The sequence below is a fragment of the Kocuria sp. KKT182 genome, assembly GCF_055635395.1.
Genome location: NZ_CM145757.1, coordinates 80871 through 97207 on the forward strand (window position 1 = coordinate 80871; position 16337 = coordinate 97207).

Below are 16337 nucleotides of genomic sequence, written 5' to 3' on the forward strand. Positions count from 1 at the left end.
CGCAGCCGGCGGTCGGGCGAGACCCTGGAGGAATCCCACATGGCCCCCAAGTCCACGCTGGACAACGTCATCTCGCTGGCCAAGCGCCGCGGTTTCGTGTTCCAGGCGGGTGAGATCTACGGCGGTTCCCGCTCCGCCTGGGACTACGGGCCCCTCGGCGCGGAGCTCAAGGAGAACATCAAGCACGAGTGGTGGCAGACCTTCGTGCGCGGGCGCGAGGACATGGTGGGCCTCGACTCCTCGATCATCCTCCCGAAGGCCGTGTGGGAGGCCTCGGGTCACGTGGCGACCTTCACGGACCCGCTCGTGGAGTGCACCTCCTGCCACAAGCGCGCCCGCCAGGACCACCTGGTCGAGGCCTTCGAGGAGAAGAAGGGCCGCGCCCCCGAGAACGGCATGGCCGAGATCCCCTGCCCCAACTGCGGGACCAAGGGCCAGTGGACCGATCCGCAGCAGTTCTCCGGGCTGCTCAAGACGTTCCTCGGCCCGGTCGACAACCAGGAGGGCCTGCACTACCTGCGGCCCGAGACCGCCCAGGGCATCTTCGTGAACTTCAACAACGTGGTCACCGCCGCCCGGAAGAAGCCGCCGTTCGGCATCGGGCAGATCGGCAAGGCGTTCCGCAACGAGATCACCCCGGGCAACTTCATCTTCCGCACGCGCGAGTTCGAGCAGATGGAGATCGAGTACTTCACCCACCCGTCCGAGGCCGGACACTTCTTCGACGAGTGGGTCGAGGCGTGCTGGAACTGGTTCACGGACCTGGGCATCGACCCGGACCACATGCGCCGCTACGACGTCCCCGAGGACGACCGGGCGCACTACTCCGCCGGCACCATCGACATCGAGTACCGGTTCGGCTTCCAGGGCAACCCGTGGGGCGAGCTCATGGGCGTGGCCAACCGGACCGACTACGACCTCGGCGTGCACAACGAGCACTCCAACACGGACCTCAGCTACTTCGACCAGCAGACCAACGAGCGCTACGTCCCGTACGTGATCGAGCCGTCCTTCGGCCTCACCCGGTCGATGATGGCCTTCCTCGTGGACGCGTACACCGAGGACGAGGCCCCCAACTCGAAGGGCGGGGTGGACAAGCGCACGGTCCTCAAGCTGGACCCGCGCCTGGCCCCGGTCAAGGCCGCGGTGCTGCCGCTGTCCCGCAACGAGGACCTCTCGCCGAAGGCCAAGGACCTGGCCGCCGAGCTGCGCCGGAACTGGAACATCGACTTCGACGACTCGGGGGCGATCGGGCGCCGCTACCGCCGCCAGGACGAGATCGGCACCCCGTTCTGCATCACGGTGGACTTCGACACCCTCGAGGACCAGGCCGTGACCATCCGCGAGCGGGACGCGATGACCCAGGAGCGCGTGGCCCTCGACCAGGTGAAGTCCTACCTCGCCGGGAAGCTCGTCCGCTGATGAGCGGCGCGCTGACCGGCCCCGGGCCGCGGCCCTGGCGGGACGGGGACGACCTGCGGCTGCTCGAGGTGTGGCCCGACCCGGAGACGCCCCAGGCCGCCGCCTTCCGGGCGACCCTGCGCCCCGACGACGACGCCCCGTGGTCCCGCACGGTCGTGGCGGAGGACTCCGGCGTGCCGGTCGCCGCCGGCACGGTCTACGAGTCGGCGCTGCACCCCTCGAGGCTGTGGGCCTACGTGGAGGTCGCCCCCGACCGCCGCGGCGAAGGGCTCGGACGGGCCCTGCTGGAGCGGCTGCGCACCGAGGCGGCGGGCTCGCCCTCGGGCGTGCAGGCCCTGCGCACGAAGGCGGCGCCCGGCTCGGCCGGCGAGCGCTTCGCCCGGGCCGCCGGCCTGGACCCCGTCCAGGACTCGCGCGTGGTCCGGGTGGCCGCCGGGGCCCTGCCCCTCCAGCCGCTGCGGGAGCACCCCGACGGGACACCGGCGCAGGCCGTCGAGGACCTGGCCACCGGCTCGGTCGAGCTGACCCGGGCGCTGTGGGCGTTCTACCGGGCCGTGCACGCCTGGGACGAGCCGGCGGACCTGTCCGTGGGACGGGTCAACCAGCTGTTCCTCTCCGACGCCGCGCACGCCTTCGGGGCGCTCGTGCTGCGCAACGGCGTGGGCCCGGGGGAGCGGGGCAGGATCTCCGCGTTCGCCGTGAGCTACCGGCCCGTCGAGCTCGACGCCGCCCCCGGCGTCCCCGCCCCTGAGGACGCGCCGGACGAGCCCGCCCACGTCGTGCTCGGCTGGACGCCGGGGGACGCCGCGGCAGGTCCCGCGCTCGAGCAGCTGCTCGCGCTGCTGGCCCACCACCACCCCGTGCAGTTCCAGGTGGACGGGTCGATGGAGCCGCTGACCGCCGTCGTCGACAACCTCCTGGCAGCCGGCGCCGCCACGGTCGTGGAGACCTCCGTCGTCCTCGCGGAGCCCGGGGACTGAGCGCCGGTGCCGGGTCCGGCCGGCGCGGGGACGTGCTCAGCCGGCCGTGCTCGCGTCGACGCGCCGGACCTCGGCCCGGTCGCCGGCCTCGGCGCTGACCTCGGCGCCGGTGTAGTCCTGCTCCCCGTAGAGCCAGTCGGTGTAGTCCCAGATGCCGTGCCGGTCCGCGGACTTCCACAGCATGTTGCGCACGGTCCGCTCGACCGGGCCGGTGAGGTGCCAGGACTCGCCCCACACCCGCGCCGTCGTCTGGATCCGCGCGGTGCGCGGCTGGCGGACGGCGTTGTACTCCCGGAACACGGCGTTCCACCGGGAGGCGTCGTGGTGCTCCGGGTCCGCGAACACGGACCGCGCGGCGATGGCCTCCAGGGCGGCGGCGTCCTCGAGGGCCTGGCAGGCGCCCTGGGCGAGGTACTGCAGCATCGGGTGCGCGGCGTCGCCGGCCAGGGCGATGTTGCCGTCCACCCAGTTCTCGATTGGCACGCGGTCGAACATGGGCCAGCGCTGCACGTGGCTGAGGTTGTCGAGCGCCGCCCGGACCTCCGGCACGCAGTCCCGGTAGGCCTCGCGCAGCTCGGCGTCGCCCTCGTAGACGAGCTGACCGGCGGCGAAGGACGGCGAGCGGTAGACGGCCACGGTGTTGAACAGCTCTCCCTGGCGCAGCGGGTACTGCACGAGGTGGCACTCGGGGCCCATCCACACGACCACGGCCTCCATGTCCCCGGCGTGGGTGATCTGCGAGATCGGCAGCGCGCCGCGGTAGGCCACGTACTCGGAGCCGACGGGCTGGTCGTCGGAGAGCTGCGCGCGGACCACGGACCTGATCCCGTCCGCGGCGACGATCGCGTCCGCCTCGAAGACCCGGCCGTCGTCCGCGGTCGCCCGGGCCACGGCGCGCCCGTCGACCTCCACGTTCTCGGTCTTCGCCACCCGGACGTTGTTGTGCAGGTTCACGCCGAGCTCGGCGCACTCCTCCATGAGCAGGCGGTGCAGGTCCGAGCGGTGGGCCACGATGTAGGGGGCGCCGTAGCGCTCGTAGTACTCGCCGGTGACGTCCTCCCGGAGCAGCTCCTCGCCCGTGAGGGCGTCGCGGAAGACGATGTACCGGGGGGCCACGCCGGTCTCGACGGCCCGGTCGAGCACCCCCCACTCGCGCAGCAGGCGGGTGGCGTTGGGTGACATCTGCAGGCCGGCGCCGACCTCCCCGAACTCGGGGGCCTGCTCCACGAGCTCGACCTCCGCGCCGAGCCGGCGCAGGGCGAGGGCGTTGCCGAAGCCGCCGATGCCGCCTCCGATGACGAGGACCTTGGTGTGCTGTGCCATGGTGGTGATTCCTTTCGAGCTGTGCTGGACGGTGTCAGGCGACCGGCTGGGTCCGTACGACCCGGGGCGCCTGGCGGGCCTTGGTGATGACGGGCAGGAGGGCGAACTGCAGGACCGTGGCGACGGCCGCCGCACCCGCGAAGAGGAGGAACACGGGGTGGACGCCGTCGGCGGGGTCGGCGTAGGCGCCGAGCACGAGCCCCGCCGTCTGCGGGGCGAGGACGGCGCCGATGCGCCCCACGCCCAGGGCCCAGCCGAGCGCGGTGCCGCGGAGGCTGTCCGGGTAGTACAGGGTGATGGCGCCGATGACCAGGGACTGCGTGCCGTGCGTGCCGACACCGGCGAGCACGAGCATCAGGTAGATCAGCCAGACCGGCTCGTCGCCGACGACCATGATCACGAGCAGCCCGGCCGCGGCGGCGCCCGAGGCGACGGCGCCGGTGAGCACCGGACCGAACCGGTCCCCGGCCCAGGCCGTGAGCACGGAGCCCAGCACCGCGCCGAGATTGAGGACGAGCGCGAACGTCAGGGCCCCGCCGATCTGCGCGCCCTGCAGCCGCATGAGGTTCGGCAGCTCGGTGCCCAGCCCGTACCAGGCGAAGAGGGTCGCGAGGGTGGCGGCGGCGAACAGGATGCTCATGGTCAGGTGGGGCGGGCGGAGCAGGGACCCGAAGCCGGGCCCGTGCATCTGCGCGGCGGCCGCGGCGGCCCGCTGCTCCGGGCCGGGGTCGGCGGGGATCACCTTCAGGGCCACGGGCACGAGCACGACGAGGGCCAGGACGGGGAAGACGAACATCCACCGCCAGCCCTCCCAGCCGAGCCAGTCCGCCGGGATCACGGGGATGCCGGTCAGGGCGGCGAGCGAGCCGCCGATCGGCACGCCGGACATCATGAGCGTGGCCATGGCCGAGCGCCACCGGGGCGGGATGAAGTCCGCGGCGAGGGCGTTGGCCGAGGGCACGAGACCGCCCAGGCCGAGCCCCGCCACGAGGCGCAGCAGCGCGAAGACCCACTCGTCGGGGGCCACGGCGCACGCCACGGTCGCCAGGGAGAACACCACCGTGCACCAGACGACCGTCTTCTTCCGGCCCAGCCCGTCGGAGAGCCGCCCGGCGAAGACCGCCCCGATCATCATGCCGAGGAACGCCGAGGAGCCCACCGTGCCGGCGGTCGCCTGGGACATCCCCCACTCCTCCATGAGGGAGGGCTTGACCGTGCCGAAGACGATGAGGTCGTAGCCGTCGAAGACGATGAGCAGCCAGCAGACCAGCACGGCGATCCATCGGGCGCGCCGGCCCACCGGGGCGGGCGGGGCGGCGGCGGCAAGAGCCGTTGCGGACATCGGGACTCCGTTTCACAGGTGAGGGGCGCCACCGGCGTGCGGCGCGTCACACCAGGATGTGCCCGTGACCGGCACGCCCCGAAACTTATTCTGCTGGATGGAACAAACGGTGTGTCGTGGATCTCCATCGGGGTGCGGCGGGCGCCTAGACTGGGCCCGTGCAGAACCAGGACCTGGAGCGGAAGCCGGCCTACTCCCTGCAGTCCGTGGACAACGTCCTGCGCCTGCTCCAGATGCTGCGCGACTCCGGCGGGGTGCGGCTCAAGGACGTGGCGCAGGAGCTGGGCGTCGCCCCCTCCACCGCGCACCGCCTCCTGTCGATGCTCGTCTACCGCGGCTTCGCCGTCCAGGACGACTCCCGCCGCTACCTCGCGGGGCCGGGGCTCGGCGTCTCGGTCCCCGAGTCCGGCTCGCACAGCCGGCTGCGCGCTCTCGTGCAGCCCTACCTGGAGCTGCTCAGCGAACGGACCCACGAGACCACGAACCTCATGGTCAGGGTCGGCACCACGGTCCGCTTCCTCAGCTCCGTGGAGGGGGCGGGGCTGCTCAAGGTCGGCGACCGGCGCGGCGCCGTCCTCCCGGCGGCCGCCACCTCCGCGGGCAAGCTCCTCCTGTCCTACCTCTCCGAGGAGGACCTCGCGCGGCTGTTCCGCACGGGCTCGGCCCGGACCGTGGGGGAGTACCTGGACGAGGCCGCCTTCGGCTCCTTCGTCCGGTCCCTGGCGATGATCCGCTCCGTGGGACTGGCCTTCAACCGCGAGGAGGCCGAGCGCGGCGTCTCCGCCGTGGCCTGCGCCGTGCGCGATCCCGAGGGGCGCCCCCTGGCCGCCCTGTCGGTGTCCGTGCCCGTGCAGCGGGCCGGCGTGATCGAGGACCGGGCGGTGATCCGGGCGCTGCGGGAGGTGTGCCGGGAGATCGAGGGCGAGATCGCCGCGGAGATCGAGTCCGGCCGGCCCCGGTGAAGCGGCCGTGGAGCACCGGAGGAAGTTTCCATCCAGCAGAATTCATTGCCGGTCCCGCCGGTGCCTGCTCTAGCGTGGCCAGTAACTCACATCACAGCGCAGGGTGGTCCGCCCCGCGACCCGCGAGCACCGAGGAGCTCACCATGAGTCACGACAACCAGATGACGGTCCCGGCCCCCACGCCTCAGGAGCAGGCCCAGCTCGACGCCCTCTACCAGGACTTCGACGCGGGCCACATGGTCCCGCTGTGGACGGAGATCGGCAATCTCATGCCGGAGGCCCCGGCCTCGGCGGCCGTCCCGTTCGTGTGGGAGTGGAAGAACCTGCTGCCGCTGGCCGAGCGGGCCGGGGACCTGGTGCCCGTGGGCCGCGGCGGGGAGCGCAGGGCCATCGCGCTGGCCAACCCCGGTCTGGGCGGGCGCCCGTACGCCACCCCCACCCTGTGGTGCGCCATCCAGTACCTCGGCGGCCACGAGGTGGCGCCCGAGCACCGGCACTCCCAGAACGCCTTCCGCTTCGTGGTCGAGGGCGAGGGCGTGTGGACCGTGGTCAACGGCGACCCGGTGCGCATGTCCCGCGGGGACTTCCTGCTCACCCCGGGCTGGAACTTCCACGGCCACCACAACGAGCTAGACCAGCCCATGGCGTGGATCGACGGCCTCGACATCCCGTTCGTGCACTACACCGACACCGCGTTCTTCGAGTTCGGCATCGACCGGGTGACCGACGAGTCCACCCCGGAGTTCTCCCGCGGCGAGCGGCTGTGGTGCCACCCGGGCCTGCGGCCCCTGTCGGGTCTGGGCAACACCGTGTCCTCCCCGATCGGGGCCTACCGGTGGGAGCACACCGACCGGGCGCTCACCGAGCAGCTGGCCATCGAGGACGAGGGCTACCCCGCCACCGTGGAGCAGGGCCACGCCGCCGTGCGCTTCGTGAACCCCACCACCGGCGGGGACGTCATGCCCACCATCCGGGCCGAGTTCCACCGGTTCCGCCCCGGCACCGAGACCCGCACCACCCGCGAGGTCGGCTCCAGCGTCTACCAGGTCTTCGAGGGCCGCGGCCGGTTCGTGCTCGACGGCGAGGTCCGGATCGTGGAGAAGGGCGACCTGGTGGTCGTCCCGTCCTGGACGGCCTGGCAGATCCAGGCCGAGACCGGGTTCGACCTGTTCAAGTTCGGCGACCAGCCGATCGTCGAGAAGCTGAACTTCAACCGCACCTTCGTGGAGGGCGAGGAGAAGTAGCACCGCACCTCCGGCGCGCGGAGCGGACCGCCCCGCGCGCCGGACCACGTCCGTGGCGCCCCGCCGGGCGTCGCCGCACACCGACCCCCACATCCCGACCCCCACATCCCGACCCAGGAGACACTGACCGATGAAGCTTGCAACCCTGCGCACCAACGGGACCACCACGGCCGCCCGCCTCGACGGCGAGGTGTTCACCGAGATCGAGGGCTGCCCCGACCTCGGCGCCCTGCTCGCGGAGGAGAACTGGCAGCAGATCGCCGCCGACGCCTCCGGGCCGACGCACCCGGCCGCCGGCGCCGAGCTCGAGACGATCGTCGCCGACCCCGGCAAGGTCCTGTGCGTGGGGCTCAACTACAAGAGCCACATCCAGGAGATGGGCCGAGACCTACCCAGCTACCCCACGATCTTCGCGAAGTTCACCGAGACCCTCACCGGCCCGAACGACGACATCGAGGCCGTCGCCGAGGACCCGCAGCTGGACTGGGAGGGCGAGCTCGTCGTCGTCGTCGGCAAGCGCGCGTACAAGGTGGACGAGGCCGACGCCGGTCAGTACATCGCCGGGTACGCCGCCGCCAACGACATCTCCATGCGCGAGTGGCAGTTCCGCACCAAGGAGTGGCTGCAGGGCAAGATCTGGGCGAAGTCCACCCCGGTCGGTCCCGTCATGGTCACCGCCGACGAGTTCGACCCGAAGCAGGCCGTCCTGCACACCCGGGTCAACGGCGAGACCATGCAGGAGCACTCGATCGGGGACCTGCTGTTCACCCCGGAGCACCTCGTGGCCTACTTCTCCACGATGCTGCCGCTGAACCCCGGGGACATCATCCTCACCGGCACCCCCGGCGGGGTGGGCCGGGCCCGCAACCCGCAGGTCTTCCTGAAGTCCGGCGACGTGGTGGAGGTCGAGATCGACGGTCTGGGCGTGCTCACCAACAAGATCGTCGACCCCGCCTGAGCGCGGGCACGAGAGGAGTCAGCCATGGTCGCCCGTCAGGACCTCACCACCGACGAGGACCTCAAGGCCCAGCTGCTGCTGGTCCGCCGCGGCACGGCGTTCTGGTCCCGCAAGGTCAACGAGCTCACGGACGACGAGCTCGACGGACCCTCGCTGCTGCCCGGCTGGTCCCGCCGGCACGTCATCGCCCACGTCGGCTACAACGCCCGCGCCCTGACCCGGCTCGTGCAGTGGGCCAACACCGGGGTGGAGACCCCGATGTACTCCTCCCCTCAGGCCCGCAACCAGGAGATCGCCTACGGGGCGACCCTGCCGGCCCGGGCGCTGCGCCACCTGAACGACCACGCCTCGGTGTCCCTGAACGTCGAGTGGCGGGACACCCCGGACGAGGCGTGGGGCCACGAGGTGCGGACCGCCCAGGGCAGGACCGTGCCGGCCGCGGAGACCGTCTGGATGCGCAACCGCGAGGTCTGGGTCCACGCGGTCGACCTCGACAACGGGGCCCGCTTCTCGGACGTCCCGGCCGAGGTCCTGACCCGGCTGCTGAAGGACGTGACCGGCAACTGGGCGGGACAGGACAAGGACCCCGGGCTGCGGATCCAGGTCTCCGACGCCCCGGAGCTCGGTGAGCTCGGGGCCGGCGCCGGCCAGGACGCGGGGATCCTGGTGCGCGGGGACCTGGCCGCGGTCGCGCAGTGGGCCTCCGGGCGCGGCGGGGCCCGCCTCGAGGTCGGCGTCGACGTGGCGAACCCGCGCTGGATCTGACCCGCGCCGGCCGGCGCAGGGCCCCGGGGAGCACCCCGGGGCCCTGCGCCGCTGCCGTCCGTGAGAGAATTCCCCGGTGATGGACACCCGTACCGAGAACCACCCCGCCCGGCTCGACCTGCCGCCGCTGCACCTGGGCGCGCTCACGATCGACGTCCCCGTGGTGCTGGCGCCGATGGCCGGGGTCACCAACAAGGCGTTCCGCCGACTGTGCCGCGAGTACGGCGGCGGCCTGTACGTCACCGAGATGGTCACGGCCCGCGCCCTCGTGGAACGCCGGCCCGAGTCGATGCGGATCATCGACCACGACCCGGACGAGACGCCCCGCTCCATCCAGATCTACGGCGTGGACGCCGTCCACGTCGGGCAGGCCGTGCGGATGGTCGTCGAGGAGGACCGGGCCGACCACATCGACCTGAACTTCGGCTGCCCCGTCCCCAAGGTCACCAAGCGCGGCGGCGGCTCCGCCCTGCCCTGGAAGACCGACCTGTTCACCGCGATCGTGCGCACCGCCGTCCAGGAGGCCTCCCGCGGGAACGTCCCCGTGACGGTCAAGATGCGCAAGGGCATCGACGACGGCCACCTCACCTTCCTCGAGGCCGGCCGGATCGCCCGCGACAGCGGCGTCGCGGCCGTGGCCCTGCACGGGCGCACCCTCGAGCAGCACTACTCGGGGACCGCGGACTGGGACGCCATCGCGCAGCTGCGCGAGGCCCTGCCGGACGTGCCCGTGCTCGGCAACGGGGACATCTGGAGCGCCGAGGACGCCGTGCGCATGGTCGAGCAGACCGGCGTGGACGGCGTGGTCGTCGGCCGCGGCTGCCAGGGCCGGCCCTGGCTCTTCGGGGACCTGCAGGCCGCCTTCGAGGGCCGCCCCGACCGCTTCCGCCCCGGGGTGGACCAGGTCGCCCGCACGATCTACCGCCACGCCGAGCTGCTCGTGGAGATGTTCGGCGACGAGGCCAAGGGGCTGCGCGACATCCGCAAGCACGTCGCCTGGTACTTCAAGGGCTACCCGGTGGGCGGTGAGCTGCGCGCCAGGATGGCCCAGGTGCCGGATCTCGCGACCCTGCGCGAGCTGCTGGACGAGCTCGACCTGTCCCTCGGCTACCCGGGCGAGGCGGTCGAGGGCCCGCGCGGCCGCGCCGGCTCCCCGAAGAAGCCGCACCTGCCGGACGGCTGGCTGGGCTCCCGCGAGCTGGGGGACGCCGAGCGGCTGGGGCTGGTCGCGGCGGAGCTCGACGTCTCCGGCGGCTGAGCCGTCCCCACCACACGGAAAGGACCGGGCATGCCCCACACGTCCATCGAGATCGACCGCACCGGCGCGCCCGCCCCGGGCTACGAGGCCCGCGACGTCGCGCGCTGGGTGGCGGAGGACCACCACAACAAGTACCGCTCCGACTTCGAGCGGGACCGCGCCCGGATCCTGCACTCCTCGGGGCTGCGGCGGCTGGCGGCCAAGACCCAGGTCGTCTCCCCGGACACCGACGACTTCGTGCGCAACCGCCTGACCCACTCCCTCGAGGTCGCCCAGATCGGCCGGGAGCTGGGCCGGATGCTCGGCTGCGACCCCGACGTCGTCGACGCCGCCTGCCTCTCCCACGACCTCGGGCACCCGCCGTTCGGGCACAACGGGGAGGCGGCCCTGCACCGGCTGACCCAGCACATCGGCGGCTTCGAGGGCAACGCGCAGACCCTGCGCCTGCTGACCCGGCTCGAGCCCAAGGTGCTCGACGACGACGGGCGGCCCGCGGGCCTGAACCTCACCCGCGCCGTGCTGGACGCCGTGTGCAAGTACCCCTGGGAGGCCCACGAGGCGCCGCTGCGCCCGGACGGGACCAGGTCCCCGAAGTTCGGGGTCTACACGGACGACCTGCCGGTGTTCGCGTGGTTGCGCGACGGCGCCCCGGCGCGCACCAAGTGCCTCGAGGCCCAGGTCATGGATCTCTCGGACGACATCTCCTACTCCGTGCACGACGTCGAGGACGCGATCGCCTCCGGGCTCGTGCAGCTGGGCTGGCTCGCCGACACCACCCAGCGGGACCGGGTGCTCGAGCTCACCCGGCGCTGGTACCTGCCCGAGGCCGCGCCGGAGTCCCTCGACGCCGCCCTGACCCGCCTCGAGGACTCGTCCCTGTGGGTCCGGGAGATGGACGGGTCCCGCAAGGACCTCGCCCGGCTGAAGAACATGACGAGCCAGCTCATCGGCCGCTTCGCGATGTCCGCGGTCGGCGCCACCCGGGACATCTACGGCGAGGACCCGCTGACCCGCTACGACGCCCAGCTCGTGGTGCCGGAGGGGACCACGGAGGAGATCGGCGTGCTCAAGGGCATCGCCACGACCTACGTCATCACGGTGCGCGACGCCCAGCCGATCTACGACAACCAGCAGGAGGTGCTCTCGATCCTGGTGGGGGCGCTGATGGACTCCGACGGCCGTTTCCTCTCGCCCGCCTTCACCGCCGACTGGCACGACCTCGGCGACGGGCCGGGCACGGAGGCCGCCCGCCTGCGCCTCGTGGTGGACCAGATCGCGTCCCTCACCGACCTGTCCGCCGTGTCCCTGCACGACCGGATCCGCGGCACCCACTGGCGGGTGGGGGACAAGCCGCTCTGGTGAGCCGTCCCACCGGGGCGGCGGCCGATCCCGTTCAATGACTGTGCGCTGGGTCGCACGCGGCGCCGCTCCCTAGACTCGGCGCGTTTGTGCTCCTCCTCACAAAGGTCTGATCGTCATGGAAAACTCCACCGGACCCGCCCCGCAGGCCGCGTCCCCCTCCTCCCCGGGCGCCCGGCCCGTCCTCCGCTCCCGGGCGTGGGTGGCGCCGCTGTGCTGGATCGCGGTGCTGCTGGACGGCTTCGACGCCGTGGTCCTGGGCGCGGTGCTGCCGTCCATGCTCGAGAACAACGAACTCGGGATGACCACCGCGCAGGGCACCGCCGTGGCCACCGTCGGCCTCGTGGGCATGATGATCGGCGCGCTGACCATGGGCTACCTCACCGACCGGCTCGGACGCCGCAAGATGCTCATCGGCGCCGTGGTCATGTTCTCCCTGCTGACCTTCGCCGCGGCGTTCTCCCCGAGCGTGTTCGTCTTCGGCCTCCTGCGCTTCCTCGCCGGCCTGGGCCTCGGCGGCTGCCTGCCCACCGCCATCGCGATGGTCACCGAGTTCGCCCGCCTCGGCCGGGGCTCCAACGCCACGACCCTGGTGATGACCGGCTACCACGTGGGCGCGGTGCTCACCGCGGCGCTCGCCATCGTCGTCGTCGTCCAGTTCGGCTGGCAGGAGATGTTCGTCCTGGGCTCCCTGCCGGCGCTCGTCCTCGTGCCTCTCATGCTCGTGTTCCTCCCCGAGTCCCCCTCGTTCCTCGCGTCCAAGGGGCGGATGGCCGAGGCCCGCGCCGTGGCCGAGCACTACGGCGTGCACCTCGAGCACCACACCGCCGAGGAGCAGACCGAGAAGGTCGGCGCCACCATGCTGCTCTCCACCGGCTGGCGCCGGAACTCGATCGCCATCTGGGTCGCCTCCTTCATGGGCCTGCTGCTCGTCTACGGGCTCAACACCTGGCTGCCGCAGATCATGCGGGCGGCCGACTACGACCTCGGCAACTCCCTCGGCTTCCTGCTGATCCTCAACGTGGGCGCCATCGCGGGGCTGGCGGTCGCCGGCCGGGTGGCCGACCGGATCACCCCGCGCGCAGCCGGCATCATCTGGTTCCTCGGCTCGGCCGCGCTGCTCGCGGCCCTGGCGATCAAGCTGCCGCTGCTCGGGATCTACGCCATGGTCTTCGTCACCGGCTGCTTCGTGTTCTCCTCCCAGGTGCTCGTCTACGCGTTCACCGCCGCCAATCACCCGCCGCGCGTGCGCGCCACGGCGCTGGGCATGTCCGCCGGGGTCGGCCGGCTCGGGGCGATCTCGGGCCCGATCATCGGGGGCACCCTGCTGACGGCGGGCCTGGCCTACCCGTGGGGCTTCTTCGCCTTCGCCGCGGTGGGCGCCCTGGGCGGCCTCGCCCTGACCGGTACCCGGACCCGGCAGGACCTGCGGGAACGCTCCCGCTGAGCCGCTGACGGCTCCCGCTCCACGGGCCGCCCCGGGCCGCACGGCGATCCACCGCGCGGCCCGGGGCGGCCCTCCGCCGTCCGGCCGCGCGCCTAGACTGGCGGTGTGGCAGGACTGATCAGACGCGAGGACATCGACGAGGTGCGGGCGCGCACCGACATCAAGGAGATCGTCGACGGCTACGTCACCCTCAAGAGCGCCGGCATCGGCTCCTGGAAGGGGCTCTGCCCGTTCCACGACGAGCGCACCCCGTCCTTCCACGTGCGGCCGCAGATGGGCACCTACCACTGCTTCGGCTGCGACGAGTCCGGGGACGTCATCTCCTTCCTCATGACGATGGACCACACCACCTTCTCCGAGACCGTGGAGAAGCTCGCGGCCCGGGTGGGCTACGAGCTGCACTACGAGCAGGGCTCCGGGCCGAACAAGGAGGAGGTCGGCCGCCGCCAGCGCCTGCTGGACGCGCACAAGGTCGCCGCGGAGTTCTTCCAGCGCAACCTCTACACCCGCCAGGCCGCCCCCGCCCAGCAGTTCCTGGGCGAGCGGGGCTTCGACGGCGAGGCGGCCCGGCGCTACGGCGTGGGCTACGCGCCCCGCGGCTGGGACCACCTCCTCAAGCACCTGCGGGAGCGCGGCTTCACGGACCAGGAGCTCAAGCTCACCGGGATGTTCTCCGAGGGCAACCGCGGGCTCTACGACCGGTTCCGCGGCCGGCTCGTCTGGCCCATCCGCGCGGTCGCCGGCGAGGTCATCGGCTTCGGCGCCCGCAAGCTCCACGACGACGACCAGGGCCCGAAGTACCTCAACACCCCCGAGACCGCCCTGTACAAGAAGTCCCAGGTGCTCTACGGCATCGACCTCGCGAAGCGGGAGATCGCCAGGCAGCGGCGCCTCGTCGTCGTCGAGGGCTACACCGACGTCATGGCCTGCCACCTCGCGGGCGTGACCACGGCGGTGGCCACGTGCGGCACCGCCTTCGGGGCCGAGCACATCAAGATCGTCCGGCGGTTCCTCTCCGACGACGGCGGCGGGGGAGAGGTCGTCTTCACCTTCGACGGCGACGCCGCCGGGCAGAAGGCCGCCCTGCGCGCGTTCGAGGAGGACCAGAAGTTCGTGGCGCAGACCTACGTGGCGGTCGAGCCCCACGGCATGGACCCCTGCGACCTCCGGCTCGCCCGCGGGGACGCCGCCGTGGCCGAGCTCGTGGAGAACCGCCGCCCCCTGTTCGAGTTCGCGATCCGCGCGACGCTGAAGAACTTCGACCTGGACACCATCGAGGGCCGCATCCGGGCGATGCGCGCCTGCGCGCCCATCGTGGCGCGGATCCGCGACCGCTCCCTGCGCCCCGCCTACGCGCGGCAGCTCGCGGGCTGGCTCGGGCTCGAGCCGGCGGAGGTCCAGCGGGCCGTCGACGCCGCCGGCCGCGCCCACCGGGAGGAGGCCCCCGCACCGCACCGGCCGGCGGAGCCGGAGGCGTCCGGGCCGGCCCCGGTCGAGCTGCCCGACCCGCGCGAGCCCGTGGCCCGGATGGAGCGCGAGGCCCTCGAGACCGTCATCCAGTGCCCGGACCTGATGCTCGCGCGGCACTGGGAGGAGTTCGGGCTCAGCGCCTTCCGCTACCCCGTGCACGGGGCCGTGCACGACGCCGTGCTCGCCGCGCGCGCCGAGCTCCTCGGCGACGGGGCCGCCGTGCCGAGCGGGCAGGCCTGGGTGGACGGGGTGCGCGGACACCTTCCGGAGCCGCTGCACGGCTACCTCGCCGAGCTCGCCGTGACCCCGCTGCCGGCCACCACGCAGCAGCAGCTGGAGCGCTACACCGCGGACATCCTCAACCGCCTCTTCGAGCTGCAGATCAACCGGCGGAAGTCGGACCGGCTGGCGGAGCTCCAGCGCACGGATCCCACCGGGCAGCGCGAGCGCTACCAGGAGCTCCAGCGGGAGCTGCTGGAGCTGGAGATGCAGCGGCGCGGCCTCCGCCAGGACTGACGCCACCGGGCGGAACCGGATTTGTCGAAGCCCGGCGGGAACGGTAAAGTGATGGCTCGTTGCACGTCCGCGTGCACGGTCCCCCGTAGCTCAATTGGCAGAGCATTCGACTGTTAATCGAAGGGTTACTGGTTCGAGTCCAGTCGGGGGAGCAGCACAGGAGGCCCTCACCGGCGGAAACGCCGGTGGGGGCCTCCGTCGTCCCCGACGACGGCTGCATCCTGGGGACACCGGGACCTGGTCTCAGGACCCGGTCCGTCGTTGCTCACTCGTGTGTGAGTGGTTCACAGTGCCTGCACGACGACGAGGACGCGGTCGTGGATGGTCGACGACCGCCTGTGGGAACTGATCGCCCCGGTGCTTCAGGAGCAGGGCGAAGGAATCGGTCCTCCAGGGCGGTGGCCGCCTCCTTGGGGGCGAGTGAGGATCATCAGGGAGTCCTCTGGTGTCGGGCGGCCGCGCGCGGGTCAGGAGACCATGTGTGCTGACAGCCCGTCTCAGCCGCGCCCCTCGCGCCTTTCGCGCTCGGCCCGGCGCCGAGCCATCAGGGCGTGCTTCATGTGGCGTATCGCCTCTGCTTGCGCATCGTCGGTGAACGCTTCGGCGAGCTCGGTACTGGCCCCGACCAGGGTGATGATGTTGAACAGGTCGGCAGTGCGCTCCGCCAGCAGGCCCAGGGCCTCCAGGGAGAAGCTGCTCAGATCTGCGCAGTCCAGCAACGCCTCCTGCGGCGGCAGGTCCCGGCCGGTGAACGGCGCCAGCAGCGCGGTGACCTGCTCGGGCTCCAGCAGCCTACCCGGCATGGTGATCGTGACCGGGAGGAGGGAGTCGGGGCCCGGCTTCAGATGGGTGAGAGCCATCTTGATCATCTCGCCGAGCACGTCGATGAGCTGGTCGGCCGTCAGGGAGCTGGACAGCGGGTCGCCGACGATCTTGCCGCGGGAGGACTCCAGCTTCGGGAACCCGGAGGGCCGGTGGTCATGGACGCTCGGGGTCTGGGTGCCGGTGGGCCACACACGGAAGCGGGCGAGGTCGCCCCGGTAGGTGAAGACGAAGGGGCGACCGGACAGCACGCCGGTGGCCGTGAGCGGGATGTCACTGAAGCGGTGCAGCGCCCCGTCCTCGTCACGGCGGAACTGCAGTGCCGGATGGCGGGATTCCAGGGCGGCGGCGACCTCTGCGTCCGCGTCGTGCTCGACAGGGGGCTCGTGCTCCACGGGGGTCTCCTCGGGGTCTGACCCGGATACGGTAGCCCCGGGTCATGATCCATTTGTACGGACTGGCCCTGTGG

The 16337-nt window shown here is 72.2% G+C and carries 13 protein-coding genes and 1 tRNA gene; 11 read left to right on the forward strand and 3 right to left on the reverse strand.

Features of this window, described 5'->3' with window-relative positions; all coding sequences use genetic code 11:
- The first annotated feature begins 39 nt into the window (after positions 1-39).
- A complete protein-coding gene (locus ACZ2G1_RS00320) occupies positions 40-1422 on the forward strand; it encodes a glycine--tRNA ligase (RefSeq protein ID WP_017833819.1) in 1383 nt (460 codons plus the stop codon).
- Positions 1422-2402, forward strand: a complete 981-nt coding sequence (locus ACZ2G1_RS00325; protein ID WP_336650018.1) for a GNAT family N-acetyltransferase — start codon at positions 1422-1424, stop codon at positions 2400-2402. Before ACZ2G1_RS00320 ends, ACZ2G1_RS00325 begins: the two co-directional genes overlap by 1 nt.
- Before the next feature lie 36 nt (positions 2403-2438).
- Here ACZ2G1_RS00325 and ACZ2G1_RS00330 read toward each other — a convergent pair whose 3' ends face one another.
- Both ACZ2G1_RS00330 and ACZ2G1_RS00335 read right to left on the reverse strand, forming a co-directional pair.
- The gene (locus ACZ2G1_RS00330; protein WP_336650017.1) at positions 2439-3725 is read right to left on the reverse strand and encodes an FAD-dependent monooxygenase; all 1287 of its coding nucleotides are present in this window, start codon (positions 3723-3725) and stop codon (positions 2439-2441) included.
- A gap of 34 nt (positions 3726-3759) precedes the next feature.
- Positions 3760-5067, reverse strand: a complete 1308-nt coding sequence (locus ACZ2G1_RS00335; protein WP_470377319.1) for an MFS transporter — start codon at positions 5065-5067, stop codon at positions 3760-3762.
- 158 nt (positions 5068-5225) lie between these two features.
- Here ACZ2G1_RS00335 and ACZ2G1_RS00340 point away from each other — a divergent pair, with 158 nt between their 5' ends.
- The 9 genes from ACZ2G1_RS00340 (at position 5226) to ACZ2G1_RS00380 (ending at position 15198) form a co-directional block, all read left to right on the forward strand.
- The gene (locus ACZ2G1_RS00340; RefSeq protein WP_031283171.1) at positions 5226-6029 is read left to right on the forward strand and encodes an IclR family transcriptional regulator; all 804 of its coding nucleotides are present in this window, start codon (positions 5226-5228) and stop codon (positions 6027-6029) included.
- Positions 6030-6172: 143 nt separating this feature from the next.
- Entirely contained in the window at positions 6173-7273 is a 1101-nt protein-coding gene (locus ACZ2G1_RS00345) for a cupin domain-containing protein (protein WP_470377320.1), read from the forward strand.
- Between the two features lie 130 nt (positions 7274-7403).
- Positions 7404-8231 carry a fumarylacetoacetate hydrolase family protein gene (locus ACZ2G1_RS00350; protein WP_095651359.1) on the forward strand — a complete coding sequence of 276 codons (828 nt, stop codon included), beginning with the start codon at positions 7404-7406 and terminating at the stop codon, positions 8229-8231.
- Between the two features lie 24 nt (positions 8232-8255).
- Positions 8256-8996, forward strand: coding sequence for a maleylpyruvate isomerase family mycothiol-dependent enzyme (locus ACZ2G1_RS00355; protein WP_470377321.1), 741 nt, complete (start codon positions 8256-8258; stop codon positions 8994-8996).
- Positions 8997-9075: 79 nt separating this feature from the next.
- Complete coding sequence (gene dusB, locus ACZ2G1_RS00360) at positions 9076-10254, forward strand: tRNA dihydrouridine synthase DusB (RefSeq protein WP_017834110.1); 1179 nt, start codon at positions 9076-9078, stop codon at positions 10252-10254.
- 30 nt (positions 10255-10284) lie between these two features.
- Positions 10285-11616, forward strand: coding sequence for a deoxyguanosinetriphosphate triphosphohydrolase (locus tag ACZ2G1_RS00365; RefSeq protein WP_017834111.1), 1332 nt, complete (start codon positions 10285-10287; stop codon positions 11614-11616).
- Positions 11617-11731: 115 nt separating this feature from the next.
- The gene (locus tag ACZ2G1_RS00370; protein WP_470377322.1) at positions 11732-13060 is read left to right on the forward strand and encodes an MFS transporter; all 1329 of its coding nucleotides are present in this window, start codon (positions 11732-11734) and stop codon (positions 13058-13060) included.
- A 105-nt stretch (positions 13061-13165) separates the two neighbouring features.
- Complete coding sequence (gene dnaG / locus ACZ2G1_RS00375) at positions 13166-15046, forward strand: DNA primase (RefSeq protein ID WP_272026953.1); 1881 nt, start codon at positions 13166-13168, stop codon at positions 15044-15046.
- Positions 15047-15125: 79 nt separating this feature from the next.
- Positions 15126-15198: transfer RNA gene (locus ACZ2G1_RS00380), tRNA-Asn, on the forward strand.
- Between the two features lie 345 nt (positions 15199-15543).
- Here ACZ2G1_RS00380 and ACZ2G1_RS00385 read toward each other — a convergent pair.
- Positions 15544-16263: a hypothetical protein gene (locus ACZ2G1_RS00385; protein WP_272026923.1), complete on the reverse strand. Its 720-nt coding sequence runs from the start codon at positions 16261-16263 to the stop codon at positions 15544-15546.
- Positions 16264-16337: the final 74 nt, after the last annotated feature.

What these genes read in the sequence shown, in the direction of transcription:
- dusB (WP_017834110.1), top strand. Translation starts at nt 9,076, where the DNA reads ATGGACACCCGTACCGAGAACCACCCCGCCCGGCTCGACCTGCCGCCG.
- ACZ2G1_RS00370 (WP_470377322.1), top strand. Translation starts at nt 11,732, where the DNA reads ATGGAAAACTCCACCGGACCCGCCCCGCAGGCCGCGTCCCCCTCCTCC.
- ACZ2G1_RS00355 (WP_470377321.1), top strand. Translation starts at nt 8,256, where the DNA reads ATGGTCGCCCGTCAGGACCTCACCACCGACGAGGACCTCAAGGCCCAG.
- ACZ2G1_RS00320 (WP_017833819.1), top strand. Translation starts at nt 40, where the DNA reads ATGGCCCCCAAGTCCACGCTGGACAACGTCATCTCGCTGGCCAAGCGC.
- ACZ2G1_RS00330 (WP_336650017.1), bottom strand. Translation starts at nt 3,725, where the DNA reads ATGGCACAGCACACCAAGGTCCTCGTCATCGGAGGCGGCATCGGCGGC.
- ACZ2G1_RS00345 (WP_470377320.1), top strand. Translation starts at nt 6,173, where the DNA reads ATGAGTCACGACAACCAGATGACGGTCCCGGCCCCCACGCCTCAGGAG.
- ACZ2G1_RS00335 (WP_470377319.1), bottom strand. Translation starts at nt 5,067, where the DNA reads ATGTCCGCAACGGCTCTTGCCGCCGCCGCCCCGCCCGCCCCGGTGGGC.
- ACZ2G1_RS00365 (WP_017834111.1), top strand. Translation starts at nt 10,285, where the DNA reads ATGCCCCACACGTCCATCGAGATCGACCGCACCGGCGCGCCCGCCCCG.
- ACZ2G1_RS00325 (WP_336650018.1), top strand. Translation starts at nt 1,422, where the DNA reads ATGAGCGGCGCGCTGACCGGCCCCGGGCCGCGGCCCTGGCGGGACGGG.
- ACZ2G1_RS00350 (WP_095651359.1), top strand. Translation starts at nt 7,404, where the DNA reads ATGAAGCTTGCAACCCTGCGCACCAACGGGACCACCACGGCCGCCCGC.